A 24703-nucleotide genomic window follows, 5' to 3' on the forward strand; every position below is an offset into this window, starting at 1 on the left:
CTTAGCTGCTCTTGTGGTTCCCCTTCGGGAACTGCGCGGCAAGCTCGCTGTACCACTTGCCGCTCTTCTTCACCGTGCGAACCTGCGTGTCGTAGTCGACATGGACGAGGCCGAAACGCATGCGGTAGCCCTCGGCCCACTCGAAATTGTCCATCAGGCTCCAGGCGAAGTAGCCGCGCATCGGATAGCCGTCCTTGATCAGGTCGGCGACGACATCCAGGTGCTCGCCGTAGTAATCCAGGCGCATCGTATCGTTGACTTCTCCCTGTTCGATGCCGGCATTGTCACAGGCACCGTTCTCGGTGATGTAGCACTCCGGCAGCTCGTAGCGACGATAGAGGTCCTCAACGACGTTCTTCAGGCCAGGCGCATAGACTTCCCAGCCGATATCGGTCTTCACGTCGCTGACGCGTGGCGCCTCGACGGTCCAAGGGAAATCGCCGTTCTTCGCAGGATCATCGGCGACACGCAGCGGCGTGTAATAGTTGAGGCCCCACCAGTCGAGCTTCTGGTTGATGATCTTCAGGTCACCCTCTTCCACAACAGGCATGCGGTCGCCGAGCGCTTCCAGGAACTCCTTCGGGTATTCGCCCTTGAAGACCGGATCGAAGAAGGCGCCGTTGTGGAACTGGTGCGCACGTTCGCCAGCCGCCTGATCGGCCGCGCTGTCGGAGCCCGGCATGACGGACATGGCGTTGAGCACGAGGCCGACAGGCACATTGGACGCTTCCGCGCGGATCGCCTCGACGCCGAGGCCATGCGCGAGGTTCATATGGTGCATGGCGTGCAGCGCCGCCTGCATGTTGCGCTCGCCCGGCGCATGAATGCCATAGAGATGGCTGAGCCAAACAATGCACCACGGTTCGTTGAAGGTCGCGACGCTGTCGAGGCGGTCGCCGAGGCGGGCCATCACGGTCTTGGCATAGCGCTGGAACGCATATGCCGTCGACCGCGCCGTCCAGCCGCCGTCACCGGCAAGAAGCAGCGGCAGATCCCAGTGGTAGAGCGTTGCGAAGGTCTTGATGCCCCGCGCCTTGCAGCCATCGACGAGGCGATCGTAGAAATCGAGACCCGCCTCATTCACAGGGCCAGTGCCGTCAGGGATGATACGCGGCCAGGCGATCGAGAAGCGGTAGGCTTCGACGCCCATGGACTTGATGAGATCGAGGTCCTGATCGAGCCTGTTATAGTGATCGCAGGCGACATCGCCATTGTCGCGGTTGAAGACACGACCCGGCATGTTGCAGAAGGCATCCCAGATGGAGGGCTTGCGGCCGTCTGCCTTGGAAGCGCCTTCAATCTGAAACGCTGCCGTCGCAACGCCAAAGGTGAAATCGCCCGGGAAGCGGGCAGCAAGGGTCTTCGGATCGATCATGGAAATCCCGTTCTTCATGGTTTCGAGAGGCGGTTTAGCCAAGCGGACCGGTGTTGTACAGGGTGGAAGTGACAACACTGTAACGTTTCAGGTTAGCCATCCCGAGGGCGCCTTACGCATCAGGTGTTCGTGCCTTGCATCGCCCGCCTTTTCGCGAAACAACCCTCCCATGAGCATTCCCACCACACACCCCTTCGCCTTCGACCCCACCTACGGCATGACCCTTGCCGATCTCCGAGCGATCGTACCGCCCGAGGCGCCGCCGGGCTTCGACACCTTCTGGCAGGCCCGATACGAAAAGGCGATCGCCACCGACCCACGGCCGGTACTTCGGAAAAGCCAGCTGACCCATCCCGACTGGCAGGTGCTCGACATCACCTACACCACCTCGACCGGTGGCTTCGAGATCGGCGGCTGGCTGCTCCTGCCCCGGCAACGGCCGGTACGCCGCGGATTGGTAGTGGGCCACGGCTATGGCGGTCGCGACGCGCCCGATTTCGACCTGCCGGTCGAGGAAGCTGCCATCCTCTTCCCCTGCGCCCGCGGCCTGTCGCTCAGCGCCCGCCCGCCGATTCCGGCCGATGCGTCGGGCCACGTCCTGCAGGGCATCGCACGTCCGGACACCTACATCATCGGTGGCTGCGTCGACGATCTCTGGCTTGCCGTGTCAACGCTTCTGGCACTTTATCCATGGCTCTCCGGCCACATCGGCTATAGCGGCGTCAGCTTCGGCGGCGGCATCGGCGCACTGGCGATCCCGTTCGATCCGCGCATCGATCGCGGCCACCTCGTCGTCCCGACCTTCGGCGACCGGGAACAATGGTTGACACTGCCGACCGTCGGCAGCGCCGATTCCGTGCAGACGTACCAGAAGGCACACGGAAGCGTGCTCGACACCCTGCGCATGTTCGACGCCGCCAGTGCTGCAAGCCGGATCAAGGTGCCGATGCTCGCAGCCGTCGCCCTCTTCGACCCGGCCGTGGCACCGCCCTGCCAGTTCGCGGTGGCCAACGCCCTGCCGACATCAAAATATAATGAAACCTTCATATTGGATGCGGGACACTTCGATTATCCCGGAAGCATTGAGCAGAGCGCGATTCTGCGCGAGAAAGTCCGAGATTTCTTCAAGGTGTTATGAACCGGGAATATCTGCGCTGGCATAGTCCGCGCCTGCATCGCGAGATGGAGTTGCTGGTGTTCGGCCATGCCGGCGCCAAGGTGCTGATGTTTCCGACCCGCGAGGGACGTTTCTGGGAATACGAAAGGCTCGGCGTTATAGAGAGTCTTGCCGAAAAGCTGCACGCCGGCCAACTGCAGCTCTACTGCATCGAGGGGCTCGCCGCCGAGACCTTCTACGGCTTCGACCGGCATCCGGCCGAGCGCATCCGCCGCCACACGGCCTTCGAGGACTACATCCTGAACGAAGTCCTGCCGCTGATGGCATCGAAGAACGGACATGAGTGCACCATCGTGCATGGCTGCAGCCTCGGCGCCTTCCAGGCCGCCAGCCTGGTCTTCCGGCATCCGCACCTGTTCCGCAAGCTGGTTGCCTTCTCCGGCCGCTATGACCTGACGATCAGGGTCGAATCCTTCGGCGATCTGTTCGACGGCTATTACGACGACGCCGTCTATTTCCATACGCCGACGCACTTCCTGCCGGGACTGCATGGCGGCTGGCAGCTGGAGAAACTACGCGAGGTCGAGATCGTCCTGACCATCGGCGACGCCGACCCGTTCCTCGACAACAACTACCACCTCAGCCGGCTGCTTGCGGAGAAGCAGGTCGGACACCAGCTGCATGTCTGGAACGGTCGCGCGCATCGCGCAGGCGCCTGGCGCAAGATGGCCGGCCTCTACATCTGATCCGGCAGCCATTCGCCTAGACGAGAACCTCTTCTCCCAGCGGAAGCTGTATCATTCGCGATATGCCGATATTCTCCAGAAACACCTCGTCGTGACTGACGACCAGCAGCGCCCCATCATAAGCCTGAAGGCCAGCCTCGACGGCCGCTATGGAATCGATATCCAGATGGTTGGTCGGTTCGTCAAGGATCAGCAGCGGCGGCGGCTTCGCACCGGCGAGGACGCAGGCAAGCCCAGCGCGCAACAGCTGCCCTCCTGACAGCGTCGACACCTGCTGCAGGGCGGCATCTGCCCGGAACATGAAACGCGCCAGCGCCGCGCGGCAGGCATTTTCATTGGCGCCGGGATTGAGATTGCAGAAATTCTCCCGGATCGACAACGATCGGTCGAGAAGACTGACGCTCTGATCGAACAGCGAAAAGCCCGCCATGACGGAGACCGTTCCGGACCACGGCTGCAACGCGCCTGTGATCAGCGCCAGCAGGGTCGTCTTGCCCGACCCGTTCGGTCCGGCGATCGCGACACGATCGGGGCCTGTCATCGCGAAGGAGAGGTTTTGGATGATTGGCGCCTCCGACCGATAGCCGGCGGTGACGCTTTCCAGCCTGAGAACGTCCCTGCCGGGCGGCAGTCCTGTTGAGGCGAGCTGCGCCGAGAACGGCTGCAGGATCTCGATCCGCTGCCGGGCAGCAGACGCTTCCTCCATCGCCTCCTCGCGACGTTTTTCGCCAAGGCGAACCTTGTTGCCGCTGGTGTTTTCCGCCGCCCGCTTGAGACCGCCGGCGACAATGCGCGGCATATCGCCTCGTGCCGCTTTTTTGCGGCCGTTGCGGTCACTGCGGGCCTGCCGCTCCGCGGCGACCTGGGCGCTGCGGACCACATCGGCAACGCGCCGCTCGGCGTCCGCGAGATCGTGTTCGGCGGCAGCGAGCTCGAGCGACTTGCGCTCCTGAAAGGCGCTCCAGTTTCCACCATATCGCCGGGCGCCAAGCGTGGTGATCTCGACGATCGCATCCATGGTTTCAAGCAGTTCGCGATCATGGCTGACGACGATGGCGCCGGCGCGCCAGCCGGCGAGCAAAGCGATCACGGCTTCCCGCCCATCGCGGTCGAGATTGTTGGTCGGCTCGTCGAGCACAAGAAAATCGGGATCGGAAATGACAAGGGCCGCAAGACCCACACGCGTCCGTTGGCCACCCGAAAGCGAGGTCAACAGCGTTTCCGGTTCCGCGTCCAACCCGACGCGTTCGATCGCCGCGGCAATCCGCGCCTCGATCGTCCAATCGGCATTGGCGAGTTCGTCAGTGGTGGCGTCGCCGGCTTCGGCGCGATGAAGGATAGCGAGCGCATCACTAGCGCCGAAGAGATCGGCGACGGTTGCGCCCTCCTCCACCTGAACCGATTGGCGGAGGATGCCGAGGCGTCCGCCAAAGGCAATGCTGCCCGACTGCGGCTGCAGTTCGCCGGAAACGAGCTTCAGCAGCGTCGTCTTGCCGACACCGTTGCGACCGACGAGGCCGGTTCGTTCAGCGCCGAAGCGCAGATCGAGGTGGGAAAGAAGGGTGCGCCCGTCAGGCGTGGACCACGAAAGATTGGACAGGGTAATGGATGCAGGCATGGATAAAGGACTCCCGAATAGCAAGGCGAACTGGCGTTGCGATCGGGGTGAAATCCATTGCTGCACACATCCTGTTGGTACTGGCGATGACCGCAATCTAGGCGGGCACCACGCCGAAATCAAGGCAGCGGACGGCGGAAGTCAGATCACGGGAGATCGCCAGCCTGCTTTCAAGCGAGGAACGATCGACCTGTATACGCGCATCCGGCCGCCGCGAGCCGTGCCAGCGTGTGCGCTCCCGATCAAATGCTATCATATTGAAAACGCTGATAACGCTGATGTCAGAAGTCGTGAATTTGCGATCCCTGGAAGCCACGCTAGAGAGCAAGGAGGACATCACCACGAAAGGAACGCGATGCTCTCCTCGATCCACCTGGCGCAGCCATATCTCCTCAGCCTGTTGCGCGTCGTCTCCTCGCTCGTGCTCTTCAGCTACGGCACGCAGAAGATCCTGCATTTTCCGGCCGCGGAACGAGTGCCAGACGTAGGCTCGATGTCCTGGATCGCCGGCCTGCTCGAACTGACGCTCGGCTTCCTCGTATTAACAGGCTTCAAGACACGCGCCGCGGCTTTCGTCCTCTCGGGTCTGATGGCTTTTGCCTATTTCATCGGGCATGCCCCAAAAGGGTTCTACCCAGCGCAGAACGGTGGCGTCGCCGCAATCCTGTTCTGCTTTGTCTTTCTCTATCTGGTTGCGGCCGGCGGTGGCCCCTTCAGCATCGATGCGCTCATCAAGCGCAAGCAGGCAGCGGCCTGATCAATACCCGAGCCGAAGCGGCGCGCTCTGCCGCTTCGGCCCACTATGCCGGAGAACGCTAGGGGTTCTGCTTGGCGTCCCTGAGCTTGACCGCCATCGTCACCGTGCCACGCACAACAATGTCGTTTCGCGAACCGCGATTGAGATCGGCGCTGCTGGTGAGGTTGATGATCTGGCAGCTCTCGGCCAGCGTCTGCAGGATGAGATCGCATTGCCCCCCAGCCATCATGTAGAAGCCCTTTTGCGCGGCCTTGATCTGTTCCCCGGCTTCCTCCCCGGCCTCGACAGGCACGGACAGGGATACCGTCGTCTGCACGTTCACCGTGCCAGGAACACGCTGGCCGGCATAGAAGTTCGGTGTGCGGTTGGGGACTTCCTGCGACAATGCCGGAGACGCAGCGAGCGCGAAGATGCATGTCAGAATTCGGGCAGAGGCTTTCATCGACCGTTTCTCCATCTGATTGCGCTCATTTCTGCCACAGCATTGTTAAACGACAATGAGCGCGGTCCCTAATATTCTAGGAAGCGCGCCCATTGGTTTTATCCGTGATGTAGTGGAGCGAGGATCAGACCTTGACCCAGGCACCGTTCTTCTTCGAGGAGGCCACGCAGGCCTCCACGAAGGCAACGCCCTTCACACCGTCATCGACCGTCGGATAGACCACGGCCTTATCAACCGCCTTGCCCTTCTTGTGGGCGTTGATGGCATGCGCGGCCTCGGTGTAGATCGTCGCGAAGGCTTCGAGATAGCCTTCCGGATGTCCAGACGGAATGCGCGAAACGCGGGCGGCCGCAGCACCGGAGCCGGCGCCGTTACGGGTGATCAGGCGCTTCGGCTCGCCGAAGGGCGTGAACCAGAGGTAGTTCGGATCGGCCTGAACCCATTCGAGACCACCCTTCGTGCCATAGACGCGGACCTTCAGGCCGTTCTCGTGGCCGGGCGCCACCTGGCTGCACCAGAGCATGCCCTTGGCCGGCTTCTCCGAGCCCTTTGCCTTGAAGCGAAGCATGACGTGAGCGTTGTCGTCCAGCCGGCGGCCGGGCACAAAGCTGTCGAGATCGGCAGCCAAGCTGTCGAGTTCGAGGCCTGATACGAAGGACGCAAGGTTATAGGCATGCGTGCCGATATCGCCGGTCGAACCACCAGCACCCGACTGCGCCGGGTCCGTGCGCCAGACGGCCTGCTTGGCGCCCGTCTGCTCGACAGCCTCGGTCAGCCAGTCCTGCGGATACTCGGCCTGCACCAGGCGGATATCGCCGAGTTCGCCATTGGCGATCATCTCGCGTGCCTGGCGAACCATCGGGTAGCCGGTGTAGTTGTGCGTCAGGATGAAGAGCGCACCGCTTTCGTCGGCGACCTTCTTCAGCTTCTTGGCGTCGGCAAGGTTCGAGGTCAGCGGCTTGTCGCAGATGACGTGAATACCGCGACGCAGGAACTCCTTCGCGGCGTCGTAGTGGACGTGGTTCGGCGTAACGATCGACACCGCTTCGATGCCGTTCTTCAGCTTCGCTTCCCGGATCGCCATCTCGCGGTAGCTGGAATAGGTACGATCAGGATCGAGGCCGAGGTCGCGGCCCGATGCCATTGCCTTTTCCGGCGTTGACGACAGCGCACCTGCAATCAGGTCGTACTGGTCGTCGATGCGGGCTGCAATGCGATGGACGGCGCCGATGAACGCGCCGGCGCCGCCGCCGACCATGCCGAGACGGATACGCGGTTCGCGCGCCTGTTCTGTAGATGCTTCAATTGCCATTGGTTCCTCCAAATTGTTCCCTGCGGGAAAAGTCCCCCTCTGCCCTGCCGGGCATCTCCCCCACAAAGAGGGGGAGAGGACGCGCGGCGGCGCCTCACCTGAGCCCCTCCCCCTTGTGGGGAGGGGTTGGGGAGGGGTATTCCTCCGAACTTAAAGCCCCAGCATCCGCCGGTTGGCCGCCTGATCCGTACCGCTGCCTGCGAAGTCGTCGAACGCCTTCTCGGTGACGCGGATGATATGCGCCTTGACGAACTCCGCACCTTCGCGTGCCCCGTCCTCCGGATGCTTCAGCGCGCATTCCCATTCGACCACGGCCCAGCCGTCGAAGTTGTTGGCCGTCATCTTCGAGAAGACAGCGCCGAAATCGACCTGACCGTCGCCAAGCGAACGGAAGCGGCCGGCACGCTCGACCCAGCCCTGGTAACCGCCGTAGACGCCCTGGCGACCGCTCGGGTTGAACTCGGCATCCTTGACGTGGAACATCTTGATCCGGTCTTTGTAGATGTCGATGTTCTCGAGATAGTCGAGGCATTGCAGGATATAGTGCGACGGATCGTAGAGCATGTTGGCACGCGGATGGTTCTTTACGCGCTCCAGGAACATCTCGAACGTGATGCCGTCATGCAGGTCTTCACCCGGATGGATCTCGTAGCAGACGTCGACGCCGTTTTCGTCGGCGTGGTTGAGGATCGGCGTCCAGCGCTTGGCAAGTTCGTCGAAGGCGGTTTCGACAAGACCGGCCGGGCGCTGCGGCCACGGATAGATGAACGGCCAGGCAAGCGCGCCCGAGAAGGTCGCATGCGCCTTGATGCCGAGGTGCTTCGACGCCGTCAGCGCCATCTTCACCTGCTCGACTGCCCATTCCTGGCGGGCCTTCGGATTGCCGCGCACTTCAGGTGCCGCAAAGCCGTCGAAGGCTTCGTCATAGGCCGGATGCACGGCGACGAGCTGGCCCTGAAGATGGGTGGAGAGTTCCGTCACTTCGACGCCGTTCTGGCGGGCAACACCAGCGAACTCGTCGCAATAATCCTTCGAGGAAGCCGCCTTCTTGAGGTCAATCAGCTGGCTCGCCCAGGTTGGAACCTGCACGCCCTTGTAGCCGATGTCGGCTGCCCATTTGGTGATCGAATCCCAAGAGTTGAAAGGCGCGGCATCGCCCGCGAATTGTCCAAGGAACAGGCCTGGGCCCTTGATCGTTTTCATGTCAATTCCTCCCTAAAAGATGACCGTAAACGTTTCTGGCAGTGTTCTACCACGCGATTTGAAGTCTGCAAGCCGATTTAGGCGAAACTGCAAATTTGCCCCGCGGGGCGGAAATCGAAAGCGGCCGACTTAACCACGGCCTGCCCCGGGCTGCAAGATGTACGTACCGCATTTCCCGTTCGACGGGTGACAACTGGCGCATCTCGTCTCTGCCCCCGCGACCGCGGCGGTAGACATCGCGTCGTCTCGTGCTACTGTCTTCAGACCAGGAGGTTGGCGCATGACCCGGCGTCTGGCAGCAATCTTGGATGCGGATGTTGTCGGCTTCTCCCGGCTGATGGGCCTTGACGAAAGCGGTACGTTCGCGACGCTGAAAGCGCACAATAGCGAAATCATCGTCCCCAGCATCGGCAGGCATCACGGACGCGTTGTCAAATTTGTTGGCGATGAAGCGCTCGCCGAATTCGCAAGCGTGGTCGATGCCGTCGGCTGCGCCATGGAGATCCAGAAAGCACTGCTTCAACGCAACGAGGCACTCGAACCGGATCGGCGCATGCTGTGGCGGATCGGCATCCACGTTGACGATGTACTGGTTGAGGAAGAGGACATCTTCGGTGATGGCGTGAACGTCGCCGCAAGCCTGCAGGCGCTGGCGCCGCCGGGCGGTATCTGCGTGTCCCAGCAGGTCAACGATCAGATCCGGTCGAAGCTTGACTTCCGGGCAATCGATTTCGGCAATCGCAAACTTAAGAACGTCGATCGACCAATCCGGGTCTGGCGATGGACGGCGGACAGCGAGCAGCTTCCATCGGCTGCCACATCGAAGCACAAGGGAATGAGGCCTCTGCGCAATCGGCCCTCGATTGCAGTTCTGCCGTTCAGCAACATGTCGAGCATCGAGGAACAGGAACATTTCTCGGACGGCTTCACCGACGAGTTGATCGCCACGCTGGCGCGCTGTCGCTGGCTGCTGGTGGCAGCCCGCAACTCCTCGTTCAGCTACAAGGGCCGCAAGCCCAATGCGCAACAGGTGGCGGAGGACCTTGGCGTCAAGTACGTGCTGGAGGGGAGCGTGCGCCGCGCGGCAGATCGCGTTCGCATTACCGCACAATTGCTGAACGGCACGGATGGCAGTCTGCTCTGGGCGGAACGCTACGACCGGACGTTGGCGGACATCTTCGAGGTTCAGGACCAGCTGGCATCGGAAATCACCGGAACGATTGAGCCGGAACTCGGTTCCATCGAATTCGCCGCCCTTCGGGGCCGCACCGTGTTGGACATGGATGCCTGGGAAATCTACCTGAAGGGCCTCTGGCATCTCTACCGGTTCACGCTCGACGAATTGAAGACTGCCAAGGCGCTGTTCGAACAGGCAATCGATATTGATCCGACCTTCGCACAGGCGCAGGCGCGACTGGCTTATGTTCACATTCAACTCGGCTGGTATGGCCCACTTGATGAACGCGCGGAGCGGATTTGTGATGCGATCGACCTTGCCGAACGCGCCATCATATCCGATCAGAGAGAGCCCGCCGCGCACCTCGCCTTGGGCAGGGCCCTGGCGCTTGATGGCGCGACGGAAGCCGGGCTTGCGCATCTGCGCAACGCGTTGCAGTTGGACCAAAGTTTTGCGCAGGCCCACTTCGCACTTGGACAGGTCCTCTGCTACGTCGAACGCCCCACCGAAGGCATAGAGGAGATCAAGGAAGCATTCCGGCTCAGTCCTCGCGATCCGCATCTGTGGACTTTCCATAACGTTCTCGCGCTCGCGAACTATCAATTGGGCAACATGGCGGAAGCGGCCAAGGCAGCGCGTGCATCGCTCCGCTCCCCGAACGCAACGTTCTGGCCGGCGATTTTTCTGGCCGCTGCCCTCGGAAGGCAAGGCGAAATGAACGAAGCGCGAGAGGCAATCTCCAGGCTTCATCGCTTCCGGCCGGGTATGACGTGCCGTGACGCCCGCCGAGAATTCTATTTCGGCGACAATCCAGTCATGACCGAAGCTTTCATCGACCGCTGCATCACGGACCTCGCCAAGGCCGGCCTACCGGACTAAAAGGCGACGTTGTCAAAAAAAGACGCCCGTCCTTTCGAACGGGCGCCGCATTGGATTTTCAGATCAGAACGGAGAATCCGGGAAGTAGAAGTCCTTCGCATTGTCCTTCGTGACAAGCGTCGCGTCGAGGACGAAGGTGCCGCGAACCGGAACCTGGCCGTAGAGACCAGCAGCCGTCAGCTCCATGGCCGTGCCAACCATTGCCGGCGGATAAAGAACGTCGACCGGGATCAGCTTGTCGCCGTCCATGACCTTCTTGACCATGTCCTTGGAGCCGGCGCCGGCGACAACATACTTGATGTCGGTACGCTTGGCCTGCTCGATCGCCTGCAGCACGCCGACAGCCATGTCGTCATCCTGGCACCAGACCACGTCGATCTTCGGGTACTTCGTCAGGTAGTCCTGCATGACCTTGAAGGCATCGTCGCGGTTCCAATTGCCGTACTGGCGGTCGAGAACCTTGACCTTGGAGCCGGCAATGCCCTTGTCGAAGCCGTCCTGGCGCTGCTGGTCGATCGGGATCGGCAGGCCGCGGATGATGACGACTTCAGCGTCCGGCGTCTGTGCAGCGATGTACTTGCCAGCGACTTCGCCGAGCGCCGGGTTGTTGCCGGCGACATAAAGGTCCCGGACGGTGTCATCGTTGGTCGAGGGCGCACGGTCGACGAGCGCGACGTACTTGCCCTTGCCCTTGACTTCCTTGATGGCGTTGACGAGCGGATCCGGATCCGACGGCAGGATGACGAGGGCGTCGATGCCTTGTGTATCAAGGTCCTGCACAGCGTTCGCCTGGCTGGCTGCATCCGGCGAAGTCTTGACGATGACGTTCAGGCCCGGATGCTGTTCCATCAGTTTCTTGGCGATGCGTTCGGCGTGGAACACAACGCCCGAGGTCCAACCATGGTCGGCTGCCGGAATCGAGACGCCGATGGTGAACTTCTTGTCCTGTGCGTATGCGGTACCCGCCAGCGTGACGGCCGCAACCGCAAGACCCAACATGAGTTTGCGCATTCTATTTCCTCCCAATAAACGTCAGGGACTTTTCCTACCCGTCAACCGGACGCCCTGTGATCCCGGCCAATTCCTGGAGCCAGTCCGCTTACGATTTGCGGACCAGCGAGCGCTGCACCAGCATGGCGATGATGATGATCGCACCCTGGATTGCACCGATGAGATATTCGCTGATGAAGTTCGACAGCAGCATGATGTTGCCGACGAGCTCGAGAATGAAAGCGCCGCAGATGGTGCCCCAGACGCGACCGGCGCCACCCTTGAGTGCCGTCCCGCCGACGACGACGGCGGTGATTGCTTGCAGTTCCCAGAGAATGCCCGTCGTTGCCGAGGTCGAGCCAAGGCGCGGCACGTAGAGGAGCACGGCAATAGCAACACAGAGCCCCTGGATGACGAAGGCGATCGTGCGGACGCGATTGACGGCGATGCCGGAATAGCGTGCCACGTCACTGTTGGAACCGACCGCGACGACATGGCGTCCATAGCGTGTGCGGTAGAGAATGAAGGCTGCCACCGCAGTGACGGCAAGGATGACAACGATCGGCACCGGCACGCCGAGAATGCTGCCGAAATAGGCCGGACGGTAAAGCGTCTGGATATCGGCCGAGCGCAGCGTGATCGCGCCGCCCTGGCTGAGCCATGTTGTTAGGCCACGATAGATGCCCATGGTGCCGAGCGTGGCGATGAACGGCTCAATCCTGCCGACCGTAGTGATCAGGCCGTTGGCCAGTCCACAGAGCGCACCGGCGACCAGCGTGAAGACGACCGCAGCCGCCAGCATCAGCGTCGGATCGGCAATCACGCCGGAATTCATCAAAAGGATCATCAGGCTGGCAACAAAGGCCACCATCGACCCGACGGACAGATCAAGATCGCCTGCGGAGATCACGAATGTGGCGCCGACGGCGATGATGGCGATGAAGGCGCAGCGGGTCGCGACATTGGCAAGGTTGGTGATGCCGATGAAGTTCGGATTGACCAGTGCCCCGACGATCAAGAGCAATATCAGGGCTGCAAAAGGCGCAACGGCCCTGAGGTCGATATCCCGCCAGGGGCGACGCCGGATTTCCCTGGTCTCCTCGTTCACGCTCATTTCCAAACCAACCTCCCGCCCCAAATTCGATGGGCATCATATTTTCGCAGCGCGCTTGACGCAGCCGCCTCCCGCCAATGTCAGGCGGCTTTTCTCTTCAATCCGGCGGCGTAACGCATGATCTCCTGCTCCGAGATCTCGTCACCCTCGAGCACGCCAACGATCCGTCCCTCGCGCATCACGGCGACGCGCGTGCAGAGGCCGATCACTTCAGGCATTTCCGAGGAAACGACAATGATGGATCGACCATCGCGCGCCAATGCCGAGATGAAATGATAGATCTGCTGCTTGGTGCCGACATCGATGCCGCGTGTCGGCTCGTCGATGATGATGATCTCGGGCTCGGTCTCCATGACCTTGGCCAGCAACAGCTTCTGCTGATTGCCGCCTGACATGCGGCCGGCAACGATGTTGGTGTCGCGAACGCGGATATCGAAGCGCCGCCGCGCCTTGGCAAGCGCCTTCGCCTCGCTGCTCGGGCTGAGATAGCCGTGCCGCGAATGCTGGCCGAGCGACTGCAGCGTCAGATTGGTCATCATGCCGGAACGCAGGAGCAAACCCTTCGACTTGCGATCCTTCGTCATGTAGGCAAGCCCTGCGCGGTTGGCTGCATGCACATCGCCCGAAAGCACGGCTTCACCGCGAATGACGACCTCGCCGGACGCACGCGCCCGCAACCCGGCGATTGCTTCCATCAGCTCCGTGCGACCGGAACCGATCATGCCGGAGAAGCCGATGATCTCGCCCTTGCGAACCTCGAAGCTCGCATCCTGCACATAGCCGGTTGAAACACCTTCGACCCGGAGGACGACTTCCTCGTCGACATTGGGCTCCACTTTGGTGGGATAAAGGCTCGACAGTTCGCGCCCGACCATCAGCTGCGCAATGGATTCGCCGTCGAGCATCGCCGTCGGTGCCGTCTTGACCCACTGGCCATCGCGCAGCACGGTCACCCGGTCGGTGATCTCCATCACCTCGTCGAGCTTATGCGACACGAAGATAAAGCTTGTTCCCTTGTCGCGTAGCTTGCGCACCTGCCGGAACAGGAAATTCGTCTCCTCGCGCGACAGCACAGCGGTTGGCTCGTCCATGATGACGACGCGGGCATCGCGGCTGATTGCCTTGGCGATTTCCACCATCTGCTTGTCGGCGATCGACAATGTGCTGATGATGGCATTCTCGTCGACATGGGAGCCGAGGAGATCAAGCGCCTTGCGGGTCTCGGCGCGCATGTACCTGCGATCGAGCACGCCGAACCGCGTGACTTCGCGACCGAGGAAAAGGCTCTCCGTGACCGTCAGATGTTCGGCGAGATTGAATTCCTGATGGATGAGAACGATGCCGAGCGCTTCGGCCGCGCCGTTGGCCGGCAACACGACCGGCTTGCCATCCAGCAGGATCTCGCCCGAACTCGGCTGCTCAAAACCGGACATGACCTTGACCAAGGTCGACTTGCCCGCGCCATTTTCACCCATGAGGGCGTGGATCTCACCGGCACGGAGATCGAAATTGACGCTGAAGAGGACTTGCACGCCGCTGAACGACTTGCAGATGCGCCGCGCGGACAACACCACGGGCGCGGCGTCGGCAGAATCCACACTCATTGACTGACTTCCTCCCTGCGGCTCCCATCCGCTTGAAGCCACATGTAAACCTTTACACGACGCATGTAAAGGTTTACATCGCTGTTACACACAGATCTGCAGGCCGCAGCGTTTGACCTGCGGGCAAGTCTGTGTAGTGTCGCGGCGAAGGCATCCCAAGGCAGGACGCAGTGTCGAATTCCACGCCCGCAACCATAGAAGACGTCGCTCGGATCGCCGAGGTTTCGATCGCGACGGTATCGCGGGCGATCCACACGCCGGAAAAGGTCGCCAACTCGACGCGGCTGAAGGTCAATCAGGCGATCGCCATCACCGGCTACACGACCAACGCCATGGCTCGCAGCCTGCGCCTCGGCCGATCGAACATGATTCTGGTGGTTGCCCCTGATATCGGCGACCCGAACTTTTCGAACATTCTCGTCGGTCTTGAGAACGAAGCGCGTGCCCATGGCTACGGCATCCTGATCGGCCACACGCAGAACGATGCGCAGCGTGGCCTCGAATATCTGAAGTTCCTGAATTCAAACCAGGCCGCCGGACTGATCCTCTTCACCGGCATTTTGCCCTTCGGCCATCAGACGATGACCGCGCGCCTGCCGCCGAGCGTCGGGGTGTTCGAGCCGGTTTTCAATGGCGGCATCCCATATGTCGGCGTCGACGACGTCGAGGGCGCCCGAAAAGCGGTCGACCTGCTGTTGGCAGAAGGCCATCGCAAGATCGCCTTCATCGGCGATTCGCGCACACGCCTCGCCTACAGCCGGCGTCGGCAGGGCTATGACGCGGGGCTCGATGCAGCGGGTGTCGCGCCCGACATGCGCATCGTTCTCGAAGGCGACGGAACGCTGGAAAGCGGCCGCCACGCCGTCGAGCAACTGTTCATGCGCGACACCCTGCCGACCGCCTTCATGTGCGTCAACGACCAGACGGCGATCGGCGTGATGATCGGCCTTGGCGCCCGCGGCTACGACATCCCGACTGATTTCTCGGTAACCGGCTTTGACGACGTGCCACAGGCCGTCTTCATGTCGCCGCCGCTGACAACGATCCGCCAACCACGGACTTTGATCGGCAAGCAGGCCATGGCGCTGCTATTGGAGTTCCTATCTGACGGCCAGCCGGCGGAAACCGAGATCCTCCTGCGTCCAGATCTTGTCGTGCGCAATTCAGTTGGCGCGCCGTCGCGCCGATGGACGAAACGCTGAGCGGGAGCCGATCGCAGGGCGTTATTCGGCCGGCCTGAAAATCCACTTCACAACATACTGCCCGTTTCGCTTCAGTTTTGTCTTGGTCATGACCTCAACCGGTCCGCCGATTGCGGCCTCGGCTGCCTCAAAGGCTTGGCGGGCTTCTGACATTGCCTTGTGATAGACGCTGTTGTCGCGCTTCGGGCTGTCGGCAACCGCTTGCGCGATGGCCGTCAAGTCCCTTTCTCTGCCGGCCATAGCCTAGCCCCCTGATTTGAAAAACGACGGTCTAAGCTTATCGGCGTTCGCTGCGCAAGCGGAACGAAAAATTGGCTCTTGGCTGCACGGCCGTGGCTCGCACACGGAATCGATGCGGCGTCACTACCGCTACCGACTGCGCTTGAACGCCTCCCACCGCTCGTCCCGTTCGCGCTGGTAAGCAGGATTAAGCGCCGCGCTCAAATCTTCCCTGCTGATCGGCTTGCCGCAGCTTTCGCATACCGGGCCAAGCCCCGCCGGCTTGCCGCAGGTCAGGTGCGTATATTGGACCGCCCGACCTTCATCCGGCGACTTCATCCAGGTTTCACCCCAAGCGCATAGCGCCAGGATCACCGGATAAAAAGCCTCGCCCTTTTCGGTCAGATGGTACTCGTAGCGCGGAGGCCGCTCGCTGTAGCGCCGGCGTTCCACAATGCCTTCCGCCTCCAGCGACTTCAAACGCGATGCAATCATCTGCGGCGTCCCCCCGGTCTGCGCCTGGATCTCCTCGAACCGATAACTGCGCATGAAGAGCTCGCGCAGGATCAGTACCGTCCATCGGTCCCCGACCACCGCCTCTGAGCGGGCCACCGGGCATAGCGTATCCAAAACCGATTCCTTGTCCATTTCGCTACTTTCTTTTTCATAGGTACTTGCAACTATGATTTTCATAGCCAACATAAGAAACCGTGGAAGCAAGTGCAATAGGTCCAGACGGACCTGCGCCGAAAGGAATGGCAATGGCCCAAGCCCCTCACAACGGCGAGACAACCCTCTATACCGCCAAGACCCACACAGTCGGCGGTCGGGAAAGGGGAACTGCTCGCAGTTCCGACGACAGTCTCTACATGAAGCTCGCAATTCCGGGCTCCGGACGACCGGGCAGCAACCCAGAGCAGCATTTGGCAGCGGGATGGTCGGCGGCATGCTTAGAGGGTGCCATTGCCCGCGTCGCACGCAGCAAAAAGATCTCCCTCCCCTCCGGTCCGGAGATCGATGCCGAAATTGACCTCAACCTTGCCGATGATGGCCTCTTTCTGCGGGCGCGTTTGAACGTCCGGCTGGACGGTGTCGATCCGAAGGCAGCGGAGGCAATCGTCGAGCAGGCGCATCTCACCTGCCCCTTCTCGAAAGCGTTGCGAGGCAACGTGGATGTCGAAATCAAACTTACCCCGTAATGAAAGGAACCAGCCATGAGCGATCATGAAATCGTCGATTCAAGCTTTACCGCCATCATCAACGCACCGATCGAGAAGATAGATATTCCGAAATGGTGCTTCACGCTGCCGGAGGATGAATATCAGCGATGCTCGCCGGCTCACATCGCCGCGGGCTTCACCACCGCACCGGACGGCAGGCGCATGTCCATCAACGTCGAGACGATCGGCGGCAGCCTGATGGTTCAACACTACGTCGAGACGTTGGGTGAAAAGGACCACCTGATCCTTGAGTCGGTTTCGGATATAGTCACACCGACGGGCCGCACGACGATCCATGTGCTTTGGGAACTCAGCGTCAGGCGCATCGACGATCAGACCTGCGAATTCACGAACCACGTTCGTTCCAAGGCAACGGAAGAGTTCAAGGCCTTTCTCGACAGGCAGGGCATCCCCTTCGACGTGTTCCGCGCCCAACGGCAGCCGATGTCGATTGCGCACAACAAGGGAGAAACGCCCCTCTTCGCTGCGAGCATCGAGCGCGCCGCGCTTCGCAATTAGGCATCTCGGAACGTCAAACTTTGGAGACAGACATGTCACAGCCGAACGACAGCAATCAAGCGACAGCGCTCCTCTTCGTCGATCGTGCTGCTGAACCACAGGGCCTGCTGTCTCCATGATGAGAGCGGTACCCTGACCTTCGAGGTCATGGTGTCGAGCGACGACGAGGCGAAGTTGCATATCTATGAAGTCTACGCTGATGCCGCCGCATTCGAGGCGCATCTGAACACCTCCTCCATCAGGCGGTTTCGCGAAGAAACCGCGGGGATGGTAGCCGGCATCGTTGTGGCGAAGTCCACGCTGGCGCAATAGGGCCAACTGGGAGAAACGGCGGCGCCGCCTTTCGCCGCCGCTCCAGCCATACGGGCGACCGCTGGAAACGTCTGAAAATTTCCATGTTGACATTATGTTGCATATACACCATATCTTTGTCCATGGAAACGAAGGCGGAAAGCAAAAATGGCGTGACCAATATCGTCGGCGAGATCACGCAGAACTGTCTGATGACGCGCACGCGTCGCATATCGCGCTTCGTAACCAATCTCTATGACCATGAACTGCGGCACTACGGGGTCAACGCCCCACAGTTCTCCTTGCTTGTGCTGATCGCTAAGCTCGGTAGTTCAAGCCGGGCCGAAATCGGGCGCGCCAACTACCAAGATCGCTCAACGCTGACACGCAATCTCGCCCTCCTCCTGAATGAAGGCTGGATCGAAGAGAAGGTTTCCGAAAAGGGCGGCCGGAGCCGTCCGATCATCCTCTCACAAGCCGGCAAGGATCTGCTGACTTCGGCAGCTCCGGCCTGGCGACTAGCGCAGACGAAGGCGCGGGCCTTGCTGGCGCGGAAGGCGTTGCTGCCGTGCTCGATGTGGCCGACAGCCTGTCACTCGGCCAAGTCGAGTAAAGGAATCACAAATGTTGCATATGCAATATCAGTAATCTCAATGTTGCATATGCAATTAAGTTGCCGAATACGCTCAACTGAAAGGACCGTTATCATGAGCACCATCGTCAAAGCCGCCGCCGTGCAGATCAGTCCCGTGCTCTACAGCCGGGCGGGCACCGTCGACAAGGTTGTCAGGAAGATCCGAGAACTGGGCAAGCAGGGCGTTCAGTTCGCGACCTTCCCGGAAACCCTCGTTCCCTACTACCCCTACTTCTCCTTCTTGCAACCCGCATTCCAGATGGGCAAGGAGCACCAGCGCCTGCTCGAAGAGTCGGTGACAGTGCCTTCCGCCGAAACGCGTGCCATCGGCGAGGCGGCCCGCGAGGCAAAGATGGTCGTCTCGATCGGCGTCAACGAGCGTGACGGCGGATCGATCTACAATACGCAGCTCCTCTTCGATGCCGACGGTACGCTGATCCAGCGCCGCCGCAAGCTCACGCCAACCTATTACGAGCGCATGATCTGGGGCCAGGGCGACGCCTCGGGCCTGCAGGCGGTCGACAGTTGCGTCGGGCGCATCGGCCAGCTTGCCTGCTGGGAGCATTTCCTCCCGCTGGCCCGCTACGCCCTCATCGCCGACGGCGAGCAGATCCACTCGGCGATGTATCCGGGATCGATGTACGGCCAGCCTTTTGCTGACAAGATAGAAGTCAGCATTCGCCAGCATGCGTTGGAATCCGCCTGTTTCGTGGTCAACGCTACCGCTTGGCTCGACGCCGATCAGCAGGCTCAGATCCTGAAGGACACGGGGTCCGCCGGAGGGCCGATTTCCGGCGGTTGCTTCACGACCATCGTCAATCCCGAGGGGCAGATCATCGGCGAGCCGCTGACCGCAGGCGAAGGCGAAGTGGTCGCCGATCTCGATTTTGCCCTGATCGACGCACGCAAGAGGCTCATGGACGCCGCCGGCCACTACAGCCGTCCGGAGTTCCTCAGCCTGCGGATCGACCGCACGCCGGCCCTCCATGTCCATGATCTGAGCGCACAGCCGAAGGCCGAAGCCTTCCGCGCAAGATCTGTTGAGGAAAAGGCCGTCGAGGTTCTCTGAACGCGCGCTGAATTTGAACGAACGGAAAGAAGGCAAGGACCATGACTACTCAATCGTCTCAGGATAGCCCGATCCTCGTAACCGGTGCGGCCGGCGACGTCGGCGCCGTTGGCCGCAACCTTACAGAGATGCTGCTCGCGAAGGGCCACAGGGTGCGCGCCCTGGTCCGCCGGGAGGATGAACGTGCCGAAGCCCTGAGGCGCCTCGGAGCCGAGGTGGTCCAGGGTGACCTGACCGACCTCGCCTCGATGCATCGGGCGATCCAAGGCACAAAGCGTATCTATTTCGGCATGTCGATCTCGGCTGCCTATCTGGAAGCGACGATCAATACCGCGGCCGTTGCGCGCCATCATGGTGTCGAGGCGTTCGTGAACATGTCGCAGATGACCGTTTCGCAAATGAGCATCACCGAGACAACCGACAGCCCGCAACACCGGCTGCACTGGCTTGCCGAGCAAGCCCTGACCTGGTCCGGTCTGCCGGTGGTTACCGTCCGCCCCACGGCCTTTCTGGAAGGCTTCTTCCTGCGGCTCGCCGCCGACAGCGTCCGGGAACGAGACGAACTCGCATTGCCGCTCGGCAGCAGCAAGACGTCGCCCGTCGCCGCCGCGGATGTTGCAAGGGCTGTCGCCGTGATCCTCGACGATCCGGCACCGCACATCGGAAAGATCTATAACTTGACCGGCTACGAGTCGGCCGATCTTGACCACCATGCGCGTAGCTTTTCCGAAGCCCTCGGACGGCCCATTCGCTACCGTGACATTCCGCTGCCCGCATGGATTGATGCGTTGAAGAATGCCGGCGTACCGCCGCATCTTGCCAGCCACCTTGCCGTGATGGCAGACCTCCACAAGCAGGGCAGCTACGACCGCATGACCGATGATCTCTTCCATCTCATCGGCAAGGCACCTGTCAGTATGCAGGAATTCGTAAAACACCATGCCACCGCGTTCACGCGCGGCGGTGCCGCGGGCTGACGCTATCTTTGCAGGAGCTGGGATGCGATGGCGGCCTTGTCGATGACAGACCAGACCGCCTCGATCTGCCCATCCCGAAATTCATAAAACACGTTCTCGGTGAATGAGATTCTCTTGCCATTCACCGGCAGCCCAAACAGCAGCCCTATCGGCGTGCAGTCAAACCGCAGGCGGCTTCCGACGCGCGGCGGCTCGGAAACCAGAAAATCGATATCGAAGAAGAGGTCCGGAATCGTTTGAAAGTCACCCTCTAGCATCTGGCGATATCCAGACAACCCGATCGGCTCTCCGTTGTAGCGAACATCCGGGTGAATGAACTGTCCGAGCGCCGACCAATTCTGGCTGTTCAGGCAGACGATGTATTCCCGATAGATGGCGGCAAGGTCGGCTTTGGACACGACTCTCCTCCGGTTCTTATGGTACCGGGGCCAATTAGGATGACGCGGAGATTTGGCAACCAGACATGGGCACGATCCGGATACCCTGAATGCGGCTCATGCTGTGCGCTATTCGACGAGGCCGAACATCGGGCCGAACCCGCCATGCCAAGACTTGTCGTCACGTCCCAAGGCGGGACTGTAGAGCCCGACACCCCGGCCGCCATCGAGAAACAGCGCATTCGGGCAGGCCAGATGATCGCGGAACAGGCGCGCGAAATCGTGGAAGTTCACCCTGTCTTCGCTGACCGCAAAGCGCACCACACCACCGCTGCAGATACCGACGCCGCCGCGACGGGTCTTGTCGGTCGATCCGACGATGAAGATCGGGTTCAGCTTGTTGTCGATCACGAGCATCGGGCCGGATTGCGTGGCGAGCCGGACATCGGGGCGGCGCTTCAGGAATTCCTGGGTCGGAAGTATTCCCGCGGACGTCTCATCGATGAAGAATATGCCATTCGGCTTCTTGTAGAAGTTCGGCACCGGGCCGTCGGCGGGCCCATTGCTTTGCGCGGTGCTGGCTGGCCGCAATTCCCTGCCGTCTTCGACATAGAGCCCGATCGGCGAAAAATCGGGCAGATACATACCGGCATTGACCGCAAACACTAAGCTCTGCCCGCTCTTTTGAACGGCCTCGTCAACCCCGGAGAAGTCGCGATAGGGTTCTCCAGCCGCGTTCTTCCAGAACAAACGGAGGTCGCTTCCTTTCTCGACGGTGCACACGACATACGCCTCGCCTTCGAATGTATCCTGCAGGCAAGGCTCTGCGACGGCCGCACCCGCAAACGCGGCAGCGCCCAGCATCGCGGCGCCGGCAAGCATAGGCTTTCTGAAGTCCATCGCAGCCCTTTCCTTGAGACGCGGAGTGGCCAATACCAGCGATCAGGCTTCCACCAAACATGGAGACGGCATCGCCTCGATCAACAAGAAAGGCCGGGAAACGTTCGCTCCCCGGCCCTCTCCTCCACAATCAACCGTCGATCAGACGTAACGGTTGACGATGTTTTCGAGCAGTTCCTGCTTGCCGGACTTCGGCTGCGGGTTGATGTCCTTGGCTTCGACCCACTCGGCGATCTGCTCGAGCGAGTATTCGCCGCGGGCGAGCTTCTGGCCTTCGGCCGAATCCCAACCGGCGTAGCGGGCGTCGAGCGGGCCGGACAGAGCCTTGTCCTCGATCATCTTGGCAGCAGCCTTGAGACCACGGGCGCAGGCATCCATGCCGCCGATATGGCCGATCAGCAGATCTTCCGCGTCGAGCGACTGGCGGCGCAGCTTGGCGTCGAAGTTGGTGCCGCCGGTGGTGAAACCGCCGCCCTGCAGAACCTGGTAGTAGGCAAGCGCCATTTCAGGAACGTTGTTCGGGAACTGGTCGGTATCCCAGCCGGACTGGTAGTCGTTGCGGTTCATGTCGATCGAGCCGAAGATGCCGAGCGCGTTGGCAAGTGCCAGTTCGTGCTCGAAGGAGTGGCCGGCGAGGATCGCATGGCCCTGCTCGATGTTGACCTTCACTTCGTTTTCGAGGCCGTGGTTCTTGAGGAAGCCATAGACCGTCGCGACGTCGTAGTCGTACTGGTGCTTGGTCGGCTCTTGCGGCTTCGGCTCGATGAGGATCGTGCCCTTGAAGCCGATCTTGTGCTTGTATTCGACGACGAGGTTGAGGAAGCGGCCGAGATGGTCGAGTTCCTTCTTCAGGTCGGTGTTGAGCAGGGTTTCATAGCCTTCGCGACCGCCCCAGAGAACGTAGTTGGCGCCGCCGAGCTTCATCGTGGCGTCCATGCAAGTCTTAACCGTCGCGGCGGAGTAGGCGAAAACATCCGGATCCGGATTGGTGGCGGCACCCGACATGAAGCGGCGGTTGGAGAAGAGGTTCGCCGTGCCCCAGAGCAGCTTGGTACCGGTGGCAGCCTGCTTTTCGGCGAAATAGTCGACGATCTCGTTCAGGTTCTTGGTGTTTTCAGCGAAGTTCTTGCCTTCAGGGCGCACGTCGGCGTCATGGAAGCAGTAGAACGGTGCGTCGAGAATCTGGAAGAGTTCGAACGCGACGTCGGCCTTCAGCTTCGCAGCCTTCATCGTGTCTTCGAACCAGGGGCGCAGGAAGGTCCGTCCGCCGAAGGGATCGCCACCCTCCCAGGCAAAGGTGTGCCAATAGGCGACTGCAAAGCGCAGATGGTCTTCCAGGCGCTTGCCGAGAACGACTTCGTCCTTGTTGTAGTAGCGGAAGGCGAGCGGGTTGGTGCTCTCAGGGCCCTCGTACTTGATCTTCTGGATGTCGCCGAAAAATCCGGTGCTCATCTCGTGTCTCCTCAGGTTTCGAATTGTTGTTCTGGGTTCAGTGCTGCAGCGATTTGATCGCCGGGTAGAGAGCGCGGTAGCGCTTGTAGGCATCTTGGTAGGCGCCGGAGAGCGCCGTGACGGGCTCGATCGTGCCAGCCGTCTTCGGCGGCGTGCAGACGGCAACCGGATCGGCACCTGTTGCCGCGATCAGACCGAGCCGTGCTGCACCGAATGCCGCGCCGAAGTCGCCATCGGCAGGCAAATCGACCGGCACGCCGAGCGCGGTTGCGATTGAGGCCAGCCAGTAGCGCGAACGCGAACCGCCGCCGATCGCCGTGACGCGGGAGATATCCGTGCCCGCCGAGCGCAGCGCTTCGAGATTGTCGCGGATGGCGAAGGACACGCCTTCGAGAACCGCCTGGGTCAGCACCACACGGCTGCTCTCATGCTCGAGGCCGATGAACGCGCCGCGAATGACGGCATCGTTGTGCGGCGTGCGCTCGCCGGAGAGATAGGGAAGGAAGGTGACGCCGGACGGCGCCTTCAGCGTCTCGCCGAGCTCGGTGGTCAGATCGGCAGCCGACTTTCCAGTCACGCTGGAATGCCAGTTCAGTGCGTCCGTCGCCGAGAGGATGACGCCCATCTGATGCCAGGTGTTCGGCAGCGCGTGGCAGAAGGCGTGTACGGCGCTTTCCGGCTTCGGCAGGTAGGCGGCATTGGCAGCAAAGAGAACGCCAGAGGTGCCGAGCGACACGAAGGCCGCGCCATCGCTGACGGTGCCCATGCCGCAGGCGGAGGCCGCGTTGTCGCCGGCGCCGCCGGCAACGACGACGCTTCCCGACATGCCCCACTGCCCGGCCAACTCACCGCGCAGCTTGCCGCCCTGCTCCGCGCCTTCGATCAGGCGAGGCATCTGCTTTTCATCGAGACCCGTCGCCGCGAGAAGCTCGGAGGACCATGCGCGCTTGCCCGTATCCAGCCAGGAGGTGCCGGCGGAGTCCGACATCTCGGAGATGTGCTCGCCTGTTAGCCAGAGGCGCAGGTAGTCCTTTGGCAGCAGCACCTTGGCGACCTTGGCAAAGATCGCAGGCTCATGCTTGGCGACCCAGGCAAGCTTCGGCGCGGTGAAGCCGGGGAAAACGATGTTGCCGGTCAGCTTGCGGAAGCGCGGATCAGCATCCAACGCAGCCGCTTCGACGTAGGAGCGCGTATCGTTCCAGAGAATGCAGGGGCGCAGCGCCTTGTCGTCGGCATCAAGCAGGGTCGCGCCATGCATCTGGCCGGAGAGGCCAATACCCTTCACGGCGGCGAGCTCCTTCGGGTGCTTTGCCTTCAGCCCGGCAACCGCCTCTTCCGTTGCGCGGATCCAGTGCGAGGGCTCCTGTTCCGACCAGCCGGAATGCGGGCGCGAAACGTCGAGCGAACCATTGGCCGAACCGATGATCTTCTGATCGCCGTCGATCAGCATGGCTTTGACACCGGAGGTTCCGAGATCGAGACCCAGATACATGTGTTTCTCCCTTTGCC

24 protein-coding genes and 1 pseudogene are annotated in these 24703 nt (G+C 61.4%); 11 read left to right on the forward strand and 14 right to left on the reverse strand.

Features of this window, described 5'->3' with window-relative positions; genetic code table 11:
* Position 1: 1 nt before the first annotated feature.
* Positions 2-1375 (reverse strand): GH1 family beta-glucosidase, encoded by a 1374-nt coding sequence (locus FHT77_RS15650; RefSeq protein WP_183755873.1) that lies wholly within the window; start codon positions 1373-1375, stop codon positions 2-4.
* 169 nt (positions 1376-1544) lie between these two features.
* On the opposite strand from FHT77_RS15650, the gene FHT77_RS15655 reads away from it, so the two are divergent.
* On the forward strand, positions 1545-2513 hold the full coding sequence (locus FHT77_RS15655) for an acetylxylan esterase (RefSeq protein WP_183755969.1): 969 nt from the start codon (positions 1545-1547) through the stop codon (positions 2511-2513).
* Positions 2510-3238 carry an esterase family protein gene (locus FHT77_RS15660; RefSeq protein ID WP_153271540.1) on the forward strand — a complete coding sequence of 243 codons (729 nt, stop codon included), beginning with the start codon at positions 2510-2512 and terminating at the stop codon, positions 3236-3238. Before FHT77_RS15655 ends, FHT77_RS15660 begins: the two co-directional genes overlap by 4 nt.
* Before the next feature lie 16 nt (positions 3239-3254).
* Here FHT77_RS15660 and FHT77_RS15665 read toward each other — a convergent pair whose 3' ends face one another.
* Entirely contained in the window at positions 3255-4856 is a 1602-nt protein-coding gene (locus FHT77_RS15665; RefSeq protein WP_183755874.1) for an ABC-F family ATP-binding cassette domain-containing protein, read from the reverse strand.
* 355 nt (positions 4857-5211) lie between these two features.
* On the opposite strand from FHT77_RS15665, the gene FHT77_RS15670 reads away from it, so the two are divergent.
* The gene (locus tag FHT77_RS15670) at positions 5212-5613 is read left to right on the forward strand and encodes a DoxX family protein (RefSeq protein WP_183755875.1); all 402 of its coding nucleotides are present in this window, start codon (positions 5212-5214) and stop codon (positions 5611-5613) included.
* Positions 5614-5671: 58 nt separating this feature from the next.
* On the opposite strand, the gene FHT77_RS15675 is transcribed toward FHT77_RS15670, so the two are convergent.
* From FHT77_RS15675 to FHT77_RS15685, 3 genes are all read right to left on the reverse strand, one after another.
* The gene (locus tag FHT77_RS15675; RefSeq protein WP_183755876.1) at positions 5672-6055 is read right to left on the reverse strand and encodes a hypothetical protein; all 384 of its coding nucleotides are present in this window, start codon (positions 6053-6055) and stop codon (positions 5672-5674) included.
* Between the two features lie 124 nt (positions 6056-6179).
* The gene (locus tag FHT77_RS15680; protein WP_183755877.1) at positions 6180-7367 is read right to left on the reverse strand and encodes a Gfo/Idh/MocA family protein; all 1188 of its coding nucleotides are present in this window, start codon (positions 7365-7367) and stop codon (positions 6180-6182) included.
* A 150-nt stretch (positions 7368-7517) separates the two neighbouring features.
* Complete coding sequence (locus FHT77_RS15685) at positions 7518-8570, reverse strand: sugar phosphate isomerase/epimerase family protein (protein ID WP_183755878.1); 1053 nt, start codon at positions 8568-8570, stop codon at positions 7518-7520.
* A 280-nt stretch (positions 8571-8850) separates the two neighbouring features.
* Between FHT77_RS15685 and FHT77_RS15690 the strand changes: the two genes are divergently transcribed.
* On the forward strand, positions 8851-10626 hold the full coding sequence (locus tag FHT77_RS15690) for a tetratricopeptide repeat protein (protein ID WP_183755879.1): 1776 nt from the start codon (positions 8851-8853) through the stop codon (positions 10624-10626).
* A 63-nt stretch (positions 10627-10689) separates the two neighbouring features.
* Here the strand turns inward: FHT77_RS15690 and FHT77_RS15695 are convergent, their stop codons facing one another.
* The 3 genes from FHT77_RS15695 to FHT77_RS15705 all read right to left on the reverse strand — a co-directional run bounded on the left by FHT77_RS15695 (position 10690) and on the right by FHT77_RS15705 (position 14334).
* Entirely contained in the window at positions 10690-11637 is a 948-nt protein-coding gene (locus tag FHT77_RS15695; RefSeq protein ID WP_183755880.1) for a substrate-binding domain-containing protein, read from the reverse strand.
* A gap of 88 nt (positions 11638-11725) precedes the next feature.
* Positions 11726-12730 (reverse strand): ABC transporter permease, encoded by a 1005-nt coding sequence (locus FHT77_RS15700; protein ID WP_016556995.1) that lies wholly within the window; start codon positions 12728-12730, stop codon positions 11726-11728.
* A gap of 80 nt (positions 12731-12810) precedes the next feature.
* A complete protein-coding gene (locus FHT77_RS15705; protein ID WP_183755881.1) occupies positions 12811-14334 on the reverse strand; it encodes a sugar ABC transporter ATP-binding protein in 1524 nt (507 codons plus the stop codon).
* Positions 14335-14504: 170 nt separating this feature from the next.
* Between FHT77_RS15705 and FHT77_RS15710 the strand changes: the two genes are divergently transcribed.
* Positions 14505-15536 (forward strand): LacI family DNA-binding transcriptional regulator, encoded by a 1032-nt coding sequence (locus FHT77_RS15710; protein ID WP_183755882.1) that lies wholly within the window; start codon positions 14505-14507, stop codon positions 15534-15536.
* A gap of 21 nt (positions 15537-15557) precedes the next feature.
* Here the strand turns inward: FHT77_RS15710 and FHT77_RS15715 are convergent, their stop codons facing one another.
* Positions 15558-15776 carry a hypothetical protein gene (locus tag FHT77_RS15715; RefSeq protein ID WP_183755883.1) on the reverse strand — a complete coding sequence of 73 codons (219 nt, stop codon included), beginning with the start codon at positions 15774-15776 and terminating at the stop codon, positions 15558-15560.
* 129 nt (positions 15777-15905) lie between these two features.
* Positions 15906-16403, reverse strand: coding sequence for a helix-turn-helix domain-containing protein (locus tag FHT77_RS15720; protein WP_183755884.1), 498 nt, complete (start codon positions 16401-16403; stop codon positions 15906-15908).
* Between the two features lie 107 nt (positions 16404-16510).
* Between FHT77_RS15720 and FHT77_RS15725 the strand changes: the two genes are divergently transcribed.
* The 6 genes and pseudogenes from FHT77_RS15725 (at position 16511) to FHT77_RS15745 (ending at position 20465) form a co-directional block, all read left to right on the forward strand.
* Positions 16511-16954, forward strand: coding sequence for an Ohr family peroxiredoxin (locus FHT77_RS15725; protein ID WP_409527456.1), 444 nt, complete (start codon positions 16511-16513; stop codon positions 16952-16954).
* Positions 16955-16969: 15 nt separating this feature from the next.
* Positions 16970-17494 (forward strand): hypothetical protein, encoded by a 525-nt coding sequence (locus tag FHT77_RS15730; RefSeq protein WP_183755886.1) that lies wholly within the window; start codon positions 16970-16972, stop codon positions 17492-17494.
* Between the two features lie 84 nt (positions 17495-17578).
* Positions 17579-17806, forward strand: coding sequence for an antibiotic biosynthesis monooxygenase (locus FHT77_RS15735; protein WP_312859752.1), 228 nt, complete (start codon positions 17579-17581; stop codon positions 17804-17806).
* Between the two features lie 191 nt (positions 17807-17997).
* Positions 17998-18180, forward strand: a pseudogene (locus FHT77_RS32245) (MarR family transcriptional regulator); the annotation flags it as partial.
* A 312-nt stretch (positions 18181-18492) separates the two neighbouring features.
* The gene (locus FHT77_RS15740; protein ID WP_183755971.1) at positions 18493-19488 is read left to right on the forward strand and encodes a nitrilase-related carbon-nitrogen hydrolase; all 996 of its coding nucleotides are present in this window, start codon (positions 18493-18495) and stop codon (positions 19486-19488) included.
* A 41-nt stretch (positions 19489-19529) separates the two neighbouring features.
* Complete coding sequence (locus tag FHT77_RS15745) at positions 19530-20465, forward strand: NmrA family NAD(P)-binding protein (RefSeq protein WP_183755887.1); 936 nt, start codon at positions 19530-19532, stop codon at positions 20463-20465.
* A 2-nt stretch (positions 20466-20467) separates the two neighbouring features.
* Here the strand turns inward: FHT77_RS15745 and FHT77_RS15750 are convergent, their stop codons facing one another.
* From FHT77_RS15750 to xylB, 4 genes are all read right to left on the reverse strand, one after another.
* On the reverse strand, positions 20468-20863 hold the full coding sequence (locus FHT77_RS15750; RefSeq protein WP_183755888.1) for an ester cyclase: 396 nt from the start codon (positions 20861-20863) through the stop codon (positions 20468-20470).
* Positions 20864-20971: 108 nt separating this feature from the next.
* Positions 20972-21742, reverse strand: a complete 771-nt coding sequence (locus tag FHT77_RS15755; RefSeq protein WP_183755889.1) for a phosphodiester glycosidase family protein — start codon at positions 21740-21742, stop codon at positions 20972-20974.
* A 141-nt stretch (positions 21743-21883) separates the two neighbouring features.
* Positions 21884-23194, reverse strand: coding sequence for a xylose isomerase (gene xylA / locus FHT77_RS15760; RefSeq protein ID WP_183755890.1), 1311 nt, complete (start codon positions 23192-23194; stop codon positions 21884-21886).
* Positions 23195-23231: 37 nt separating this feature from the next.
* Positions 23232-24686 carry a xylulokinase gene (gene xylB / locus FHT77_RS15765; RefSeq protein WP_183755891.1) on the reverse strand — a complete coding sequence of 485 codons (1455 nt, stop codon included), beginning with the start codon at positions 24684-24686 and terminating at the stop codon, positions 23232-23234.
* Positions 24687-24703 lie beyond the last annotated feature (17 nt).

Origin of the sequence: Rhizobium sp. BK181 (assembly GCF_014193305.1) — a bacterium.
GTDB lineage: Bacteria > Pseudomonadota > Alphaproteobacteria > Rhizobiales > Rhizobiaceae > Rhizobium.